The sequence below is a fragment of the Bacillus cereus group sp. BfR-BA-01381 genome (genome assembly GCF_022663555.1).
GTDB classification, from domain to species: Bacteria; Bacillota; Bacilli; order Bacillales; family Bacillaceae_G; genus Bacillus_A; species Bacillus_A pacificus.
The window spans coordinates 1-272 of the sequence record NZ_JAKUFR010000286.1 but is presented as its reverse complement, the minus strand read 5'-3'; the positions used below and the strand labels follow the sequence as shown (position 1 = coordinate 272).

Genomic DNA, 272 nt, shown 5'->3' with positions numbered 1-272 from the left:
AATTAACTACTTGATTCGATACGCTACTTGCCATAGCTTGTCTGCTATTAGACATATTTCCATATACACCACTCATAACAGTTTTCAAGCCTGATAATTGATTCATAGAACTAGCCATCATACGACTCATATCACCCATTAATTGATTCATAGTTCCAGTAATACCAAGTGATTTTTCTTTTGATGATAAAGGTGTAACCGTAATGGAATTACCTTTCTTAGTAAATAATTCTGGTCCGGCTTCTCCAGTAATAAATGAACCATCACCTACA

Annotated in this window: 1 pseudogene; it reads right to left on the bottom strand. The window is 34.6% G+C overall.

Features of this window, described 5'->3' with window-relative positions:
- A pseudogene (locus tag MR079_RS28710) lies at positions 1 to 272 on the bottom strand (hypothetical protein); the annotation flags it as partial.